Raw genomic sequence first — 15,961 nt, 5'->3', positions numbered from 1 at the left:
CTTGGTCAAGAACTAACTGTGCGGCTTCAAGTTTAAACTCGGGGCTAAATGTTCTTCTACTACGTTTTGTCATTGTGTCACCTGTTAACTTCCGAGGTGATGATATCACCTCTAATCAGGTGGCCAAATTAACTATGCCACTTCACTTTCAGGGTTGGCATTCTGTCACGCAACTTCTGATCTCTTTCCATCTTAGGATCAATACCATCAGCAATCTTTACCTTTAGCTTTCTGGCTTTCTTTCTGACAGATACCAAGTCAAGATCAGGCCAGCGAGCAATAGCTATCGATGCCTTCTTACGGCTTTTCGGACTAATGTAACGCAGCAGAAATCGCTTATTTCCCGTTTTGCCAACAAGACATTTCAAACCAATGACTTCGGTATCTGAGAATTCGAGCTCTGTAGATCTGGAAGAGGAGGGATTTTTAGGCAGGCTATTAAGAGAGGAGGTAGTGAACTTGAACTTCTTATTCATATTAGCTCCTTATATTAACAAGTGCTAATTTAATATAATTTTCAAGTTCACTTTGATTCGGCTAGATGAAAAGACTGACCTAAGTCACTAGCCGTTAAAGACTCACGGTTTTAGGTAGTTATTTATCTTCCCAGATTTTGCTCAACCTCAGATAACAAATCCCACGACAATCTAGAGATCTAAATGTTAAAGCGTTCGCGGTAACGTTTCGGTGCTATACCAAAGCGCTGACGAAAGGCAGTAGAAAAAGACTCAGGAGAACTATATCCACATTCGTAAGCAATAGTTTTCAAGGGGATATTTTGTTGGTGTAGAAGGTCTCGAGAAAATTCAATGCGAAGCTGACTAAGAATTTGTGCAGGCGTCATATCAAGGGCCTGTAAACAACGCCGATGGAGTGTCCGAACTGAAACACCCAGAAAATCAGCCATTTGAACAATAGTTGTCGAATCATTCAATCGTGATTCTAACCATGAAATTAACTCAACAATATCGCTGCGGTTTGCCTTAGCTTGTAATTTAATTGGTACAGAAAACTGAGATTGCCCTCCGTCACGAGCCATAAAGACGACAAGAATGCGAGCAACTTGCAATGCGATTGAAGGGCCTAAATCTAATTTCACCATGGCTAACATCATATCTACACCGGACAAAACCCCAGCAGATGTCCATAGATTCCCGTCATGAGTATAAAGAGTGTCTGTTTGTACTTTTGTATTGGGAAACTCATCTTGCAACATACTGCCGAACGCCCAGTGAGTTGTTGACTGGTGTTCATCTAAACACCCTAACTGGCCTAGAAGAAAAGCGCCAGAACATATGGAGATTTTAGTTATCGCTTTTTTGGTTGCGCTTTCTAACCACTGCATCACAACATGATCAGCCCTGATTTGCTTAAGAGCATCAACCTCAGCGCCCGGCACAATAATAGTATGAATTTTTACATTATCAGTTGGTAATGGATCAACGGCTAAGGGTAGGCCTGCGCTTGATATAACACTCCCATTCGGAGCGTGTCCCACATATTGAATGTCATAAACAATCCGACCTAGTGATTTATTAGCTTGATTAAGAACATCCGCAGGACCTGCAATATCTAACAATTGCACACCCTCATAAAGCAAAAAATAAACCTTTCTTCTTTTGGCAGTTTGAAACATGTTGTTGTCATATACATCATAAAAGAACTTGTTACGATTATGCACAGAGTGACATTTCGGTCAATAACGTTTTTAAGCTACTCACGCACCAAAACTTACTGCTCTTTACCCTTCCGTGGTATCTATATGAATAAAAACACAAAAAGTGTCTCCCCTTATAGTCACGGACGACTTAAGCATCCATAACATCGAGAATTAGACACAGTCGTCGGATATTTGCAACGATAGAACCCGACGAATCTGAGGGGTGTTCAAATACCACACAAGACAGGTTCTTGTGGTCCTTCTTTGCATTAAAACCCGACAACTTAAAAGGAAACTAACTTGATTTGGCAGCTTTATGGATAGACAAAAAACGAACAAACGAAACTTTGACCAGTTGGTCTCAGTTGCATCGGCCATTGAACTAGTAAATGAATGTAAAAGGTTTTGCTCTGCTAGTGATAAAAAAGTATGCGAATGTAAGGAAATTGCATCTTATGCTATAGATTCGTATATTCCTGAAAGCACGATTATAGATATCTGGAAAAGGCTTGACCGATTTCATCCTGAGCACAACATTGGCTTAGTATTAGGTAAAACAATAAACCCTAGGGCAAAGGGAGTATTGACGAGCTGGGCAAGCCAAGCCCGTAATTTAGGCGAATCTCTAAGCATATTTATTAACAATATCGAGCTAATGAATTCATCTGAACACTGGGGTATAAAAGTAGAGGGACAACTTTGCTATTTAACATTTACATTGGACCAGACAAAAATGTATCCGGTTAAAGCTATAGAAAGAAGTATGTGCTCTCTGTTGTGTTGGGCACGTATGCTCACTGCGAATTCGTTTCCTCTTGAACAAGCGACATTTTCATTTGAGAAACCTAGTTATGTAGATGAATATGAAGCAATATTTGGTGGTAGTTTAACTTTTGGTTCAAGATTTAATCAGTTGATTTTCAAAGTTGAATTTTTAGACCTGATAATTGAGAGTGGCAATGATTTACTAAAGAGTATCATGGAAGAGAAGGCTTTGGTGGCAATGGAAAAGCAACGCAATCAAACACCTTTTCAGAGTCGAGTTAGAGTAATTCTGGAAAATGGACTTGACTCTGCAATAGAAATTCCAAGTGTCGACCAAGTGGCCAAAGAAATGCATATTAGTAGGCAAACACTGTTCAGGAGGTTACTAGCTGAAAAAACTAACTATACTAAAGTATTAAATGAAGTTCGTAAGCAGCGAGCGAGCCAACTAATAAGCTCCTCAAAGTACAGTATAACAGAGACCAGTTATTTGCTTGGTTTTAAAGATAGTAGTAGTTTTTACAAAGCATTTAGACGTTGGTATGGCATTTCTCCAAAAGAATACGCCACGAAGACCCTGTGAATAATTCTGTGTAACTGCCATTGGTTACAAGTATTCAGTTAATCGATTTTCGAACATAATCATAAAGCGGTTCAGCGCTTGTCGCCAGTTTCTAATTGGCATTGTCCATTTCTTGGCATCCTGAATTGTCTATTTATCTAGATATAGAGCTCTCACAACTAACAGTCAATCCTTTTAGGTCGTATTTTTCCAGAATTACTGTCGCTTAACTTGTTGTATAAAGGCAATTTTTATGTGATATAGTTGTTGGGCTGCATCAAATTATAATACGGAGTCCACCCTAACGATGTACAAAATAATATCTTTTTTACAAAACTCATCGAGTGGCAAAATGGTACTTGGCTTATTCATTCTGACCAACTTGGTATATGGAGCTATATTTGGGTATACAATACCCTTAGTCTTAAGTTTTGCCCCTGATTCAATATTGTTTGATATGTCTCCAACTGGTTATAGCTACAACCAAGCTATCCAATTATTGGAATCTTTGGGAGCAGAAGGCCGATACGCTTACTTGACAATTCAGATTCCGTTGGACTTTGTGTATCCAGCCATGTTCGCCGCTTCATATACATTATTGCTCGTATGGTTTTTTAAACGGTGCCTACCCGTAGATTCAAAGTTGTATTTACTGACACTTGTTCCCGTGTTGGCTGGACTTTCAGACTACTTGGAAAATTTTGGTATTGTCGCCATGCTGAATAATTACCCGACAGTTTCTGAAGGACTAGTAAGAACGACTAGCGTATTTACTGTAGCCAAAAGTGGATTTACCACCATATATTTCGTTATATTGCTTATCACATTAATTTTCTTAATAAAAAAACTCTTAGCCAAAAGATAGTCCTTTGCCAATGATTTGGACGAACAATTGAATGAAACTTAAGTCGCTTTGAAATTTCTAATACTATCGCTTAGGTCTTTGTAGCTGAGAAGGGATGCTGCATATTTAAGGCAGAACGTTCTAGGTTCATCTTCGATTTATTGCGCAAACTTGGAATGGGGCAAATGTGCGTTACCTGTTAATCAATATCCCCTGTGAATCAATATCCCCAACGACACTATCACACACACCTCAAAACAACCCATCAGACAAGGCTTTTCCCAATCCCATCAAAACGATCAAACACGACATAGCACCACCAAAAGACAGTAACAAGACAGTAACCCTGTCCTTCCTGTCTTGTTGGCTATACTGAAAACCATTTTTTCAGTTACCGGAGATTGTTGGATCTGCCTGGATTCCCTTGCGCACAGATTCTGCACGTAAAGATCAGGGTATGGACAGGATGAATATACGGAAAGTTGATAAAGAGAGCTTATTAGGCTGGAAAATCGGGTGATAAATAGAAAGGAAAAGCGCGGTAAGCTTTTGATTAAGCTAGAAACAACAAAGCCCCAGCTTTCGCTGAGGCTTTGTTATTGAATCTTGGTGCCCGAGGACGGACTTGAACCGTCACTCCCGAAGGAAACGGATTTTGAATCCGTCGTGTATACCAATTTCACCACTCGGGCAGGTGGCACTATTATACGTATACACAATTGATACACAATTACTTTTCTTTAATCTTTGCCCAAAAAAATGGGGAGCAGCCGAAAAAGCAAATAACGCCATGAAGCCATAGTTTTCGTTAATCGCTCGTTTGCCAAAGCCACTGAAAGTTCATAAAGGTGAATGGTTTAAGTGGTCCGAATTGGTCGGAATATTGAAAATTAGCATCCACGTCAGTACCCGCCAATGATGATTAGCCATGTATAAAACATAGCTATAATTGACGCTATTTGGTGGTGTAAAGTAAGAAAGAAGTATCAACGAAACCTGGTTAACCGCTCACCAGCTCGCGTTTTTTGACACTGTTACGAAGACGTAATTCCGGCTCAAAATGCCGCTGTATACAGGCATCCTGCTGGTTGATTTGACTCATTAGCAACCCAACCGCAACCTGTGCCATGTCGCTGATAGGAAAGTGTACGGACGAAACGAAAGGGTACATGGTTGCGCATAAATCAATACTATCGAAGCTGATCAGTGAAAGCTGGCGCGGTATCTCGACATGATGCTCATGGAAAAACTGCAGTGCCCCTTGCATCATTTCTTCGCTGCAAGAAAACAGCGCGGTCATCTCCGGCGCCGCATGGTATAGCTTTTGTGCGGCAAGATAACCGCTTTCACGGCCATAGTTACCCTCAACCGTTAGCCGAGGATTCAGTACTATACCTGCATTTTGAAGTGCCTGCACATAGCCTTGATATCGTTGATTGCAACTGGCGCGATTGCGCGGACCTGAAATACAGGCAATGTCGCTGTGCCCTTGCTCAACCAGGTAATCAACGGCCATCTTTGCAGCCAGGCTATGATCAAAGGTGATACACCGCGATTCCAAACCTTCGACGACACGATCGAGCAGAACAAACGGGGTAGGCTCTTGCGCCAGCTCCCGAAGTTCATCATCACTTAAGTAGCGACTATTCAAGATATAGCCTTCGCAACGGAGATCATGAAAACGGCGTATCGCTTCACGCTCGCCATCTGCACGGCGATGTCCCTGGGCGGTGATCAGAAATTTATCATGTTGATCCAGCTCGGCCTGGACCTGCTCCATCATTTCACCAAAAAAACCACCGGTATAGTAGGTTACCAGCAAGCCTGTCATGTTCGATGAAGCTGTGGCCAGTGAACGGGCAATCGCGCTGGGCCGGTAATTAAGCTCGGCCATTGCGCGTTCTACTTTCCGCCTGGTATCCGAGCGGAATTTCCCCTCGCCGTTAATGATCCTCGAAACCGTTGAACGGTGAACCCCCGCCAAGGATGCCACATCTTTAATACTTGCCATGGTTACTGCACTACCTCTAAAACCTGTTGAGTAACATAATGCTCGAGAATCAATTTCACTCTCACCACTATACTCCTCGACTATAGTACCAAGCCAAATTCACATAAAGATGCTGGCAATAGGTTTGATCACAATAATCTTAACTTAAGAAGACAAAATGGAATAATCACTCACTGTAACGCCAAGTTCGTCTAATGCTTCAGACAAGTTACTATCAGTCAGGATATCAAGCTCTTTGGCCCGATAGGTATTGTAAGAGCTAACATCCATAAGAGCCTGGTCAACATACGCCGGATGTACCATGATCTCCAGGACATCGCAGTTACCACGGTGCCTGTTTATAACCTGTAATACCTTATCCAGCGATACACACTCGCCATAAAAGCTATCATCAAAGGCATATCGGCAATCACTTTGTTTCTTGCCGTGAAACCCCGTCGCTCTTAATGGGACACGGTAATCACGCGCAATCTCCTGCACGACAGGCAGTATTTGCGGATGCGTATGGGCGTGATGATGACTATCGATATGACTGAGGCTAAGGCCTGTATCATTAAAACGGGATATTTGTGCAATGACCTCATCGGCAATCAGCTGCTGCGAGAAATTACGTTTTCGCCAAAACCCTTCCTTCACCTCAAACAATCCATCATCGCCGACCAGAAAGGGAATATCGGTTAGTGGCGCGCCGGCGGTGAAGCGTAAGTGAAGCCCAACCTTCAGCGCAGGCGCTGAGGGGACCAAATCAACGGCATGCTTCTCTGCCTCCATACCTACCATTAGCGTTGTTGAACGCACAACACCAGACTGGCACGCATCAACAATTCCCAGGTTGACCCCAGGTGTCAAACCAAAATCATCGGCATTAAAAATAACATGCATAACAACCACCTAAAAAGAAGAGCAGCCACCCGGTTTTCACCTGGCACACTGCTCTTTAGTTTTATACTACTGATTAAATTGCGGCAGATAATCGTGATTCGTTTTCAAAATATCATCAAAAATGGCTTTCGCTTTGCTGATATCAGGAACCAAAGGGTTATTCGCCAACGCCATAAGCCCCTTGTCATAATCACCCAAAACGGCAGCCTCAACGGTAAGTTGCTCATAGGCTTTCACCTGACCAATCAAACCAATCACAGACGGGCTCAGCTCTCCAATCATCAATGGCCTGGCTCCCCAGCTCCCAACCACGGAACTGCACTCAATCACGGCATCATCAGGCAACGTCGCAATGGTTCCGTTATTACGTACGTTCACGACATGGATCGTCTTGAGATCGTTATAGATCGCATCAACCAGATTCAGCGATGCATCAGAGTAATAAGCACCGCCTCGTTTTTCCAATTGCTCTGGTTTTTCTGCAAGACTTTCATTTTGATACAGCTCAAACAGTTCTTGTTCCGTTTTCATCACCTGCTCTGCACGAGTTCCCTCATTTTGGGAAGATTCCTTTTCTTCCGCCAACATCGCATCAGTCTGATAGAAATAACGGTGGTAAGGGCATGGGATCGCCCCTAGAGCTTTAAGAAATGCCGGATCCCAAGGCTCTTCAAAAATATTCTTCATGCTGAAGTTGGCACCATCACCGACTTTTTTCAGCACTTCTGCAGTAATATCCTTGCCGTCAAGCCACGCGCGGTGGGCCCATACCAAATGGTTCAACCCTGCACACTCAAGCGACAGCTCTTCCGGCAAGCAATCCATCATCTCGGCAATCATCATCTTCATCGAGACGGGGACATTACACAATCCGATAGTTTTTACTTTGCTGTATTTCTGTACCGCTTCAGTCACCAGCCCTGCCGGGTTGGTGAAGTTAAGCATCCAGGCATTCGGAGCAAGTTCCTCGATATCCTTACAGATATCCAAGATAACAGGAATAGTCCGAAGCGCTTTGGCAAACCCACCTGGTCCCGTCGTCTCCTGGCCAATCACGTCATATTTTAATGGGATACGCTCATCATTCGCGCGAGCCTGTAGCCCACCGACACGAAACTGAGTCATGACAAAATCAGCATTTTCTATTGCCGCCCGACGATCCAGCGAAGCTTTAATCGTGATATCAGCCCCCGCCTTTTCAACCATCCTCCGGGTCAGTGCCTCAATAATCTCGAGCTTATCCTGTCCAGCCTCGACATCGACAAAATGCATTTCTTTGACTGGCACACGGTCAAGTCTTTTCAAAACACCCTCAACCAACTCCGGCGTATAGCTGCTGCCACCGCCGATGATGGCCAGTTTTAGAGGTGATTTAGTCATAATCCATCCCTATTTATTTAGACATGTTTTCGTACATAGATACCATTTCATTGGTTAGCTCATGCGCCAAGATAGTCGTCATCAAGTGATCCTGGGCATGTACCATCACTAATGTCATCTTCACCTTACCTTCTCCCTGATCGGCTTCAATCAACTGAGTCTGGGTTAGGTGGGCACGGTTCAAACAATCTTTGGCTTGCTGTAGCAGTTCTCTGGCCTGTTCCAATTCCTGCTTCTTCGCCTTGGCCAATGCCTCAAAACACAAGCTGCGTGCTTCACCGGCATTGACAATAATTTCCATAACAACTGCTTCCTGGTCCATTTTTCTCTCCTCGTGTAGGTAAAAAAGGGGCTACGGATAAACCCGTAGCCCAAGTACTAAATTATGCTGTCGCTGGAGTGCCTTCAGCGGCTTCCTCTTTAGAGCTATCAGCAACTTTCTTCTCATCTTCAAGCAACTGCTTCTCGAACATCTTGAAGAATGGTAGGTAAATAAGCAGGTCAATAACCAGAAGAGCCACAACCAGGAACACAGGTGCCAGTGTCCAGCCCGTACCCCAAGATGCACCAATAATTGCTGGCGTTGTCCATGGTGTTGTTGCTACGCCCATACCGACAAGCCCCATCTTGACAGCTGTGAAGGCAATGATTGCATTCACAATTGGAGCAAGTAGGAAAGGAACAAATAGCATTGGGTTCATTACAATTGGCGCACCGAAAATGATTGGTTCGTTAATCTGGAAGAATCCAGGAACCGCACTCATGCGTCCCAAGCTGCGCAGGTGAACTGAACGGCTAAATACCATCAAAATAGCCAAGGCCAAGGTTGCACCCGAACCACCAATGAAGATATAGAAGTCCCAGAACGGCTGAGTCAGTAGGTTGGGAATAGGCTCGCCTGCAACAAACGCTGCAGTGTTAGCGCCGATGTTGGTCAGGAAGATAGGTGACAATAGACCAACAACGATTGCGGCACCGTGAATACCAGCAAACCATAGTAGCTGTGACAGTAGAAGCGCACCGATAATGGCAGGCAGAGTATTTGATGCACTAACTAGCGGTCTGAACAGATCCATCACTACATCAGGAATCAGCATACCAGACTGAGCCTGAACAAATAGGCTTAACGGGTACAGCGTCATGAACACAATCAAGACAGGGATAAGCATCTCAAAACAACGAGCAATTGCCGGTGGAACCTGTTCTGGCATTTTGATCGTAATGTTGTGTTTCTGCAGGAAGCGAACTAGTTCGACAGCAAAGAAAGCGGTCAATACTGCAGTAAAGATCCCCGTTCCGCCCATGTGGTTTGCAGGTAGGGCACCATCGGTGACAGGTGCACAAATCAGCAAGAAGCTCATTAGCGACAAACATGCACAGGTAATACCGTCCATCATATAGGCGCGCGCCAAACTATAGGCAACACCCAAGGAGACGAATATAGTCATAATGCCCATCGACATATTGTAAGGCATCATGATTGCGTCAAAATTATTAGTCGCAAAATCTAACCAAGCTCGACCGAATCCATTCGTTGTATCTTCAGCAAACGGGGGAAAAGCAAATATAAGAATAAAACTACCCACAATAATAAATGGCATTGCGGTAATAAAACCATCACGCATTGCCCGCACATGTATTTGCGAGCCGACTTTCGCCGCCAGTGGGGCGATTGTATTTTCTACGACATTCATTAACTTATCGTAAAGCTTCATATGAACAATCCTTTTTTAAAAGATAAAGAATTCCACCCCATACTAATAATGCAGAGGAATAAAACTTTCCTTATTGAATATAAAAAGAATCAACCATCAAGCGATGGTTGATTCAAATCAATTTATTTGGCCATTAATGAAAGAGCCTGATCCAGTACTTCGTCTCCTTTCATCATTCCATAAGCCATAGGAGAGATAGCATCAATTTTCTTTCCGTACTGACTCGCAATCTTTCTCAGTTCTTCAAGCTGGAAACGCACCTGAGGCCCAAGCAAACAGACATCAAACTCTTGAATAGCCTTGTCAAATGAACTCACAGACTGCGCTTCAATCTGACAATCAATACCACGGGTTTTGGCTGACTGAACCATTTTCTGAACCAGCATGCTGGTTGACATGCCAGCACTGCAACATAACAAAATCTTTTTCATCCCACTCTCCAGTTTTATTTTTACGCTGTTTAAGCGATATGAAAATTGTAACCAAATAAAAAAAAAGTAAAAGCGCAACCGGTTGCATTAACGTGAAGAGCTTCTCATTTTATAAAGTAATTAATCAATGCAAAATTTCAAAGAAATGAAAGGGAATATATTTCCAACAAACCATTCCAACCACTTTAATTGAAAATATCCCGAAAGTGGGATATGACTCGAAATATTAATGCGATAAAAGTATGAATAGAGTAATTCAATGCATAGTGACGCGCAGATAGAGAATAACACTATGGATTATATCAATAAAAATCAGTGGTAATAATACTAGGCAATACAGGTCTAACTAATAGTATCGAGCCAGAGAATAATCTTATTTACCAACCAACCAATATGGAATATTGAAATGAAAAAGACACTTTTGTCCGTACTATGTACCGGTGCAATCCTTGCTGCATCAGCGGCAGTACAGGCTGCGCCTAAAGGCACTATTTATCTGACCTTCGATGATAGTACTGTGAACGCAACGATTCCGGTTGTTGATGTATTAAATCAGGCCGGCATCAAAGCAACCTTTTATGTCAATGCCTGGCACCTTGATGGCATTGCAGACGAAAACGAAGACAAAGCTCTAGAAGCCCTTCAGTACCTGCTTGATTCCGGGCACGTCATAGGAAACCACAGCTATAACCACATGGTTCATAACTGTGTCGAGGAGTTTGGCCCTAATAGCGCCGCTGAGTGTAACGCCACTGGCAATCACCAGATAAACTCTTACCAGGATCCAGTCTTCGATGCGTCAATGTTTGACAAAAACATCACTGTTATCGAGTCATATATCCCAAATATTGACTCATACCCGAACTATAAAGGCCATAATTTAGCCCGTATGCCTTACACTAATGGCTGGCGAGTGGCGAAGGAATTCCAAAGTGATGGTCTGTGCGCAACATCAGACGATCTCAAGCCATGGGAACCAGGTTACGTATGTGATCCAGAAAATCCATCTAACAGTGTAAAGGCTTCTATCGAAGTGGCCAGTATTCTTACCAACAAGAACTACCAACTTCATGGCTGGGATCTTGACTGGGCACCGGAGAACTGGGGTATTCCTATGCCGGCTAACAGTCTGACAGAAGCCGACGCATTCCTGGGCTATGTTGATGCGGCACTTAATGCCTGTGCGCCAACCACAATCGAACCTATCAACTCTAAATCACAGGCCTTCCCTTGCGGTACGCCGCTGCATGCAGACAAAGTTATTGTCCTAACCCATGACTTCCTATTCGAAGATGGCAAGCGTGGTATGGGCGCAACCAAGAACCTGCCTAAACTTGCCAAGTTCCTCAAGATCGCACAAGAGGCCGGGTATGTCTTTGACACTATCGACAACTATACCCCGGCTTGGGCTACTGGCAAAGCCTATGCCGAAGGCGATTATGCAATGCACGACAACATTCTTTACAGGGCTGTTGTTGCCCATACAGCACAAGCTGACTGGGCACCATCATCGACATCTACGCTATGGGTAAACAGCATGCCTCGTACCCTATGGACTGTTAATGTTAGCTACGTAGAAGGTGATGTTGTGACTTATAAGGGCGAGCACTATGAAGTGACTTCCGATCATATTTCTCAACCTAAGTGGACACCTGATACAGAACCAACGCTATTTAAAAAGCTATAATCACATCTAGCTAACAGAGCAACATCAATTCGCAGCGTGTATGTCTATGGCATACGCGCTGTTTCTGCTTGGCTTAGGAGTTAGGAGTTAGGAGTTAGGAGTTAGGAGTTAGGAGTGTGCTTTGCTGTCGTCTTGAATAGCAAACGGCAGAAACAAAAAAGCCCCAGCATTAGCTGAGGCTTTTTTGTTAAATCTTGGTGCCCGAGGACGGACTTGAACCGTCACTCCCGAAGGAAACGGATTTTGAATCCGTCGTGTATACCAATTTCACCACTCGGGCAGATGCAGCTCATTATACGTATCGAACCTTGGGGCGCAAGTATTTATTCAATGCAGACTGTGTATTGATGTCTGCCTGCTTTATATTTAACCAACAGCCACTTAGCAAGGCTAAACCTTATACAACATGGTACTTACCTGAAATAGCAACGCAGTAAACCAACGCTGTTGCGCAACCAGATCTTTTTATTGCTCAAGGTAAATTGGTGCGGCCATATTGATGACAGGAAACCATCACGTCGGCTGACTTGCAAGACGGTATCCTCACCAATCTTAATCACAATAGACGGACAGATCACGGTTAAGTGGGACAAAGAAACCTTGGTATGAATAGTCCGTGGCAACTGCGACAGTACACGGGCAACGGCTGCCAATGTTGTGAGCCGTCTCAAGGTCAATAGAAGACCACCATCCCGGGCCTCGAGATGGACAGGCTCGCCATCCACCTCGATATCCATCTCGCCCTGAATATACAATTGCATAGGGCTAATCCAGATTTCGTCCCCGGATGCTGATGCTGCCATTGAACTTCCATACTGAGTGATCTGGTTTGTCGCCCGCTCCGCTGGGAACACTGACCTCGACATTATGAAAATCATACGTCAACTCCGCATGGCGCTCAGTCAGCTTGTCATAAAGCGCTCCGGCCAAATCCGGCCAGTTAGTCGTATTCTTCACTTCTTCTGCCATCATGTTTCTCCTTGATTAACTCACAGGGGCCTGAAAATTAAGGATAGCTGCTAAACGTCAATCCAGCGGCTTTTCCCTTCGCATTTCCGGCAGTGCGGAGATTCCCGTTATCAGCGTTAATTGTTACACTCCGTCCAGGAGACGGTTCTGCCGAAATCACCTTACGAGGTATTCGCAAACTAGTGACGGCCTCCTGAATAACGATACAACAGCGCTGACAACCCATTGAGACGTGGTGAATTGATGAAACAGAAGAAACAACAGGACGTTAAACTGACCAAGCAATATCCGGGGCTCTTTCGTCGCCTGGGGGCATGGCTTTATGACTCACTGGTCGTGGCTGCCGTACTGATGCTCGCTGGCGGGGCAGCGATGGCATTTGTCGCTATCTTGCTCAGCCTCGGCATACTCAGCCTCGGCAACTATCAGGACGCTAGTGCCTATCTCACTGAACATCCTGTTGTTAGCGTACTGTACACGGCGTATCTGGCTCTTGTTATTATCGGGTTCTTTGCCTACTTCTGGTGTCGCGGCGGGCAGACAATCGGCATGCGGGCCTGGAAGCTACGGCTGCAAAACAAAAACGGAACCAACATTCGCCTGACTCAGGCGCTGATCAGAATGGGCACCTCGGCTTTTGGCCTCGGCAACCTACTGGCTCCTTTTAACAAAGAAAAGCAGTCCTTTCAGGATATGATGGCCGAATGCGAAATGATCGTCCTGCCCAAGCCAAACTAACAGACCGCATCTGCAGCATCAAAAAAGGAGCCAATTGGCTCCTTTTTGTCTGTTACAGCTTTCGCCTTAGCAGGTAGATGGTAATAAACAGGAATACCAGACTCGGGCCAAGCGCCCCGATCATCGGGTGAAGCCGGTAAACAATACTCATCGGACCGAACACTTCATTGGATATATAGAAGGCAAAACCAAATATCACCCCGGATAGTACCCTGGCCCCCATCGTTACCGAGCGTAAGGGCCCGAAGACAAAAGACAGTGCCAGCAGCATCATAACGGCAATCGAAACTGGCTGCAGTGCCTTACGCCAGAAGGCCAGCTCATAGCGCGCCGCATCCTGTTTTGACTCTTTCAGGTATGAAACATATTCATATACCCCGGACAAGGCCAGCTCCTCCGGCTTTACAGTAACCACAGCCAGCTTGTCTGGCGTCAGTGTCGTCTTCCATGGCAGCGTGGCATACTCCGTGTTCGATTGCTGAACATCAGTAATATCGGTAATGGTGACGTCTTCCAGCAGCCACCCTTCCTGCTCATGGTAGGAAGCACTCTTGGCAAACCACGTTTGGGCCAGCTCATTGTTGTCATCAAACTGCCAGACATTTACCGCATTCAAGTTGCTCTTCTCATGAACCTGGCCGATATAGATATAGTCATTGGCATCTTTGGCCCATACGCCCCGCTGGACAGACAGCATACTTCCGCCCGATGTCCATAAAGCGCGAAGCTCACGGGCCGCCTTCTGCGCTTCGGGCGCGCCCCACTGACCCAGTAACGTAACGATCAGCATCAGCGGCACCGCCGTTTTTAGCACCGACAGTCCGATGTCCAGCTTGGAATAACCAGCCGCCTGCATCACAACCAGCTCGGAGCTGGACGCCAATGTCCCCAGGCCAATCAACGCACCAAGCAATACAGCCATCGGGAAAAACATCTCGATATCACGCGGGGCACTGAGCAACACGAAAGCCAGCGCCTTCCAGAGATCATAGGTGCCCTCACCCACTTTGCGCAGCTGCTCGACATATTTAATGATCGCCGACAGCCCCACCAAAGTTGACAGCGTCAGCGTCGTGGTCGCGATGATCGTTCGGCCAATGTACAAGTCCAGAATCTTAAACATTAGCCGCGTCTCCTTAATTTCTCTCTCAACTGTCTAACCGGCAAGGTATCCCAGACATTTAACCCCACAGCAATGAGGAATATGACTAAATTAATACTCCACAGACCAATAGCCGGCGGCAGCGCCCCGTCTTCAAGCGAAGACTTGCCGGCACTGATTGCCAAAAAGTAAGTCAGGTAAATCAACACCGCCGGGAACAATTTAGCGAAACGCCCCTGGCGCGGGTTCACCGCAGACAGCGGGACCACCACCATCGTCAGCAAAGGAATACACAGGAATAACGATACCCGCCACTGGAACTCGGCCTGTGCCGCCAGCTCAGGACGCTGCATCAGTTCCAGCGTCGGCAACGCATCCCAGTCACGATGCTTTTCACGTACCGCTCGCTGGCCAATCAGCGCCTGATAGCCATCAAACTCCGTTACCGAGTAGTCCAGTCGGGTAGGAATACCCTCATAGCGTGTGCCTTCCTGAAGATCCAAGACCTGACGGCCATCTTCCAGTTCACTGACGTAACCCCGATCTGCCACCATGACACTCGGCCGCATGGTATCCCGCGCGGTAATCTGGGCCACAAAAACGTTATGCAGACGGGTACCACTCTCGGTGATATCATCGACAAACACCACGCCTTTACCGTCAGGCGCAGCCTGAAACTGCCCCTTAACCAGCAGCTCAAGGCCAGAATCGGCTTCGACCTGTTCCATCACCTTGGTTTCCTGCTCGACAGACCACGGAGCCAACCACAACGAGTTAAAGGCTGCAAACGATCCGGTGATCACCGCCAGCCATAACGCGGCCTGGATCAGAAATTTGTTGCCAATACCCGTCGCATTCATCACGGTAATTTCACTCTCGGCATACAAACGGCCAAACGTCAGCAAAATCCCGATATAGAGACTGAGTGGTAACATCAACAATGCCATTGACGGCATATACAGCCCCATCAAGGTCAAGATCAAATCACTGGGAATTGATCCCTCTGTGGCTGAAGCCAAAACTCGAATAAATTTTTGGCTGATAAAGACAAGAAAAAGAACAAAAAGAACCGCAAATTGACTCTTTAATGTCTCACGTGTCAAATACCGAACAATAATCACGCTTTATATACCCATAGAAAACTTGTTTTTTTGCTGGAATCACTATAGTTTTTCGGTTAAGTAGTTATTTTTTAATCTTTCGGCTAAATGTTAA

General features: G+C 45.2%; 16 protein-coding genes and 2 tRNA genes. 4 read left to right on the top strand and 14 right to left on the bottom strand.

All coding sequences use genetic code 11. The annotated features are described in order from the left end of the window. Positions 1–128: 128 nt before the first annotated feature. Both EIZ48_RS13140 and EIZ48_RS13135 read right to left on the bottom strand, forming a co-directional pair. Entirely contained in the window at positions 129–476 is a 348-nt protein-coding gene (locus EIZ48_RS13140; protein ID WP_160652067.1) for an Arm DNA-binding domain-containing protein, read from the bottom strand. A gap of 179 nt (positions 477–655) precedes the next feature. Next, a complete protein-coding gene (locus EIZ48_RS13135) occupies positions 656–1,681 on the bottom strand; it encodes a helix-turn-helix domain-containing protein (protein ID WP_160652065.1) in 1,026 nt (341 codons plus the stop codon). Positions 1,682–1,976: 295 nt separating this feature from the next. Between EIZ48_RS13135 and EIZ48_RS13130 the strand changes: the two genes are divergently transcribed. Both EIZ48_RS13130 and EIZ48_RS13125 read left to right on the top strand, forming a co-directional pair. Beyond that, entirely contained in the window at positions 1,977–3,008 is a 1,032-nt protein-coding gene (locus EIZ48_RS13130; RefSeq protein ID WP_160652063.1) for an AraC family transcriptional regulator, read from the top strand. A 286-nt stretch (positions 3,009–3,294) separates the two neighbouring features. Next, complete coding sequence (locus EIZ48_RS13125) at positions 3,295–3,852, top strand: hypothetical protein (protein ID WP_160652060.1); 558 nt, start codon at positions 3,295–3,297, stop codon at positions 3,850–3,852. Between the two features lie 586 nt (positions 3,853–4,438). On the opposite strand, the gene EIZ48_RS13120 is transcribed toward EIZ48_RS13125, so the two are convergent. The 7 genes from EIZ48_RS13120 to EIZ48_RS13090 all read right to left on the bottom strand — a co-directional run bounded on the left by EIZ48_RS13120 (position 4,439) and on the right by EIZ48_RS13090 (position 10,250). Continuing rightward, positions 4,439–4,523, bottom strand: a tRNA-Leu gene (locus EIZ48_RS13120). A gap of 308 nt (positions 4,524–4,831) precedes the next feature. Continuing rightward, positions 4,832–5,842: a LacI family DNA-binding transcriptional regulator gene (locus tag EIZ48_RS13115; RefSeq protein WP_160652057.1), complete on the bottom strand. Its 1,011-nt coding sequence runs from the start codon at positions 5,840–5,842 to the stop codon at positions 4,832–4,834. 144 nt (positions 5,843–5,986) lie between these two features. Continuing rightward, positions 5,987–6,724 carry a chitin disaccharide deacetylase gene (chbG, locus tag EIZ48_RS13110; RefSeq protein ID WP_160652054.1) on the bottom strand — a complete coding sequence of 246 codons (738 nt, stop codon included), beginning with the start codon at positions 6,722–6,724 and terminating at the stop codon, positions 5,987–5,989. A gap of 66 nt (positions 6,725–6,790) precedes the next feature. Further along, positions 6,791–8,104 carry a 6-phospho-beta-glucosidase gene (locus tag EIZ48_RS13105; RefSeq protein WP_160652052.1) on the bottom strand — a complete coding sequence of 438 codons (1,314 nt, stop codon included), beginning with the start codon at positions 8,102–8,104 and terminating at the stop codon, positions 6,791–6,793. Positions 8,105–8,117: 13 nt separating this feature from the next. Further along, positions 8,118–8,426 carry a PTS lactose/cellobiose transporter subunit IIA gene (locus tag EIZ48_RS13100; protein WP_075767044.1) on the bottom strand — a complete coding sequence of 103 codons (309 nt, stop codon included), beginning with the start codon at positions 8,424–8,426 and terminating at the stop codon, positions 8,118–8,120. Positions 8,427–8,487: 61 nt separating this feature from the next. Beyond that, positions 8,488–9,819 (bottom strand): PTS sugar transporter subunit IIC, encoded by a 1,332-nt coding sequence (locus EIZ48_RS13095; protein WP_075767045.1) that lies wholly within the window; start codon positions 9,817–9,819, stop codon positions 8,488–8,490. 122 nt (positions 9,820–9,941) lie between these two features. Continuing rightward, on the bottom strand, positions 9,942–10,250 hold the full coding sequence (locus EIZ48_RS13090; RefSeq protein ID WP_160652049.1) for a PTS sugar transporter subunit IIB: 309 nt from the start codon (positions 10,248–10,250) through the stop codon (positions 9,942–9,944). Positions 10,251–10,650: 400 nt separating this feature from the next. On the opposite strand from EIZ48_RS13090, the gene EIZ48_RS13085 reads away from it, so the two are divergent. Continuing rightward, entirely contained in the window at positions 10,651–11,937 is a 1,287-nt protein-coding gene (locus EIZ48_RS13085; RefSeq protein ID WP_439126579.1) for a polysaccharide deacetylase family protein, read from the top strand. 195 nt (positions 11,938–12,132) lie between these two features. Here EIZ48_RS13085 and EIZ48_RS13080 read toward each other — a convergent pair. The 3 genes from EIZ48_RS13080 to EIZ48_RS13070 all read right to left on the bottom strand — a co-directional run bounded on the left by EIZ48_RS13080 (position 12,133) and on the right by EIZ48_RS13070 (position 12,909). After that, a tRNA-Leu gene (locus tag EIZ48_RS13080) sits at positions 12,133–12,217 on the bottom strand. A gap of 133 nt (positions 12,218–12,350) precedes the next feature. Continuing rightward, positions 12,351–12,698, bottom strand: a complete 348-nt coding sequence (locus EIZ48_RS13075; RefSeq protein WP_160652043.1) for a hypothetical protein — start codon at positions 12,696–12,698, stop codon at positions 12,351–12,353. A 4-nt stretch (positions 12,699–12,702) separates the two neighbouring features. Beyond that, on the bottom strand, positions 12,703–12,909 hold the full coding sequence (locus tag EIZ48_RS13070) for a hypothetical protein (RefSeq protein WP_240152958.1): 207 nt from the start codon (positions 12,907–12,909) through the stop codon (positions 12,703–12,705). A 240-nt stretch (positions 12,910–13,149) separates the two neighbouring features. Between EIZ48_RS13070 and EIZ48_RS13065 the strand changes: the two genes are divergently transcribed. Then, positions 13,150–13,644 carry an RDD family protein gene (locus tag EIZ48_RS13065; RefSeq protein ID WP_160652040.1) on the top strand — a complete coding sequence of 165 codons (495 nt, stop codon included), beginning with the start codon at positions 13,150–13,152 and terminating at the stop codon, positions 13,642–13,644. A gap of 52 nt (positions 13,645–13,696) precedes the next feature. On the opposite strand, the gene lptG is transcribed toward EIZ48_RS13065, so the two are convergent. Together lptG and lptF are read right to left on the bottom strand one after the other, a co-directional pair. Then, positions 13,697–14,767: an LPS export ABC transporter permease LptG gene (gene lptG, locus EIZ48_RS13060; protein ID WP_160652037.1), complete on the bottom strand. Its 1,071-nt coding sequence runs from the start codon at positions 14,765–14,767 to the stop codon at positions 13,697–13,699. Further along, positions 14,767–15,867 (bottom strand): LPS export ABC transporter permease LptF, encoded by a 1,101-nt coding sequence (lptF, locus tag EIZ48_RS13055; RefSeq protein WP_160652035.1) that lies wholly within the window; start codon positions 15,865–15,867, stop codon positions 14,767–14,769. The genes lptG and lptF overlap by 1 nt, the downstream gene beginning before the upstream one ends. Positions 15,868–15,961: the final 94 nt, after the last annotated feature.

It is taken from the genome of Photobacterium alginatilyticum, from assembly GCF_009910675.1.
Taxonomy (GTDB): Bacteria; Pseudomonadota; Gammaproteobacteria; order Enterobacterales; family Vibrionaceae; genus Photobacterium; species Photobacterium alginatilyticum.
The sequence above is the reverse complement of the archived record's forward strand: the minus strand, read 5'-3'. Positions and strand labels throughout refer to the sequence as shown.

Bases quoted from the DNA above. Each gene is read 5' to 3' on its own strand.
- EIZ48_RS13105 (WP_160652052.1), bottom strand. From the start codon at position 8,104: ATGACTAAATCACCTCTAAAACTGGCCATCATCGGCGGTGGCAGCAGC.
- chbG (WP_160652054.1), bottom strand. From the start codon at position 6,724: ATGCATGTTATTTTTAATGCCGATGATTTTGGTTTGACACCTGGGGTC.
- EIZ48_RS13070 (WP_240152958.1), bottom strand. From the start codon at position 12,909: ATGATGGCAGAAGAAGTGAAGAATACGACTAACTGGCCGGATTTGGCC.
- EIZ48_RS13125 (WP_160652060.1), top strand. From the start codon at position 3,295: ATGTACAAAATAATATCTTTTTTACAAAACTCATCGAGTGGCAAAATG.
- EIZ48_RS13130 (WP_160652063.1), top strand. From the start codon at position 1,977: ATGGATAGACAAAAAACGAACAAACGAAACTTTGACCAGTTGGTCTCA.
- EIZ48_RS13115 (WP_160652057.1), bottom strand. From the start codon at position 5,842: ATGGCAAGTATTAAAGATGTGGCATCCTTGGCGGGGGTTCACCGTTCA.
- EIZ48_RS13090 (WP_160652049.1), bottom strand. From the start codon at position 10,250: ATGAAAAAGATTTTGTTATGTTGCAGTGCTGGCATGTCAACCAGCATG.
- EIZ48_RS13095 (WP_075767045.1), bottom strand. From the start codon at position 9,819: ATGAAGCTTTACGATAAGTTAATGAATGTCGTAGAAAATACAATCGCC.
- lptG (WP_160652037.1), bottom strand. From the start codon at position 14,767: ATGTTTAAGATTCTGGACTTGTACATTGGCCGAACGATCATCGCGACC.
- EIZ48_RS13075 (WP_160652043.1), bottom strand. From the start codon at position 12,698: ATGCAATTGTATATTCAGGGCGAGATGGATATCGAGGTGGATGGCGAG.
- EIZ48_RS13065 (WP_160652040.1), top strand. From the start codon at position 13,150: ATGAAACAGAAGAAACAACAGGACGTTAAACTGACCAAGCAATATCCG.
- EIZ48_RS13140 (WP_160652067.1), bottom strand. From the start codon at position 476: ATGAATAAGAAGTTCAAGTTCACTACCTCCTCTCTTAATAGCCTGCCT.
- EIZ48_RS13100 (WP_075767044.1), bottom strand. From the start codon at position 8,426: ATGGACCAGGAAGCAGTTGTTATGGAAATTATTGTCAATGCCGGTGAA.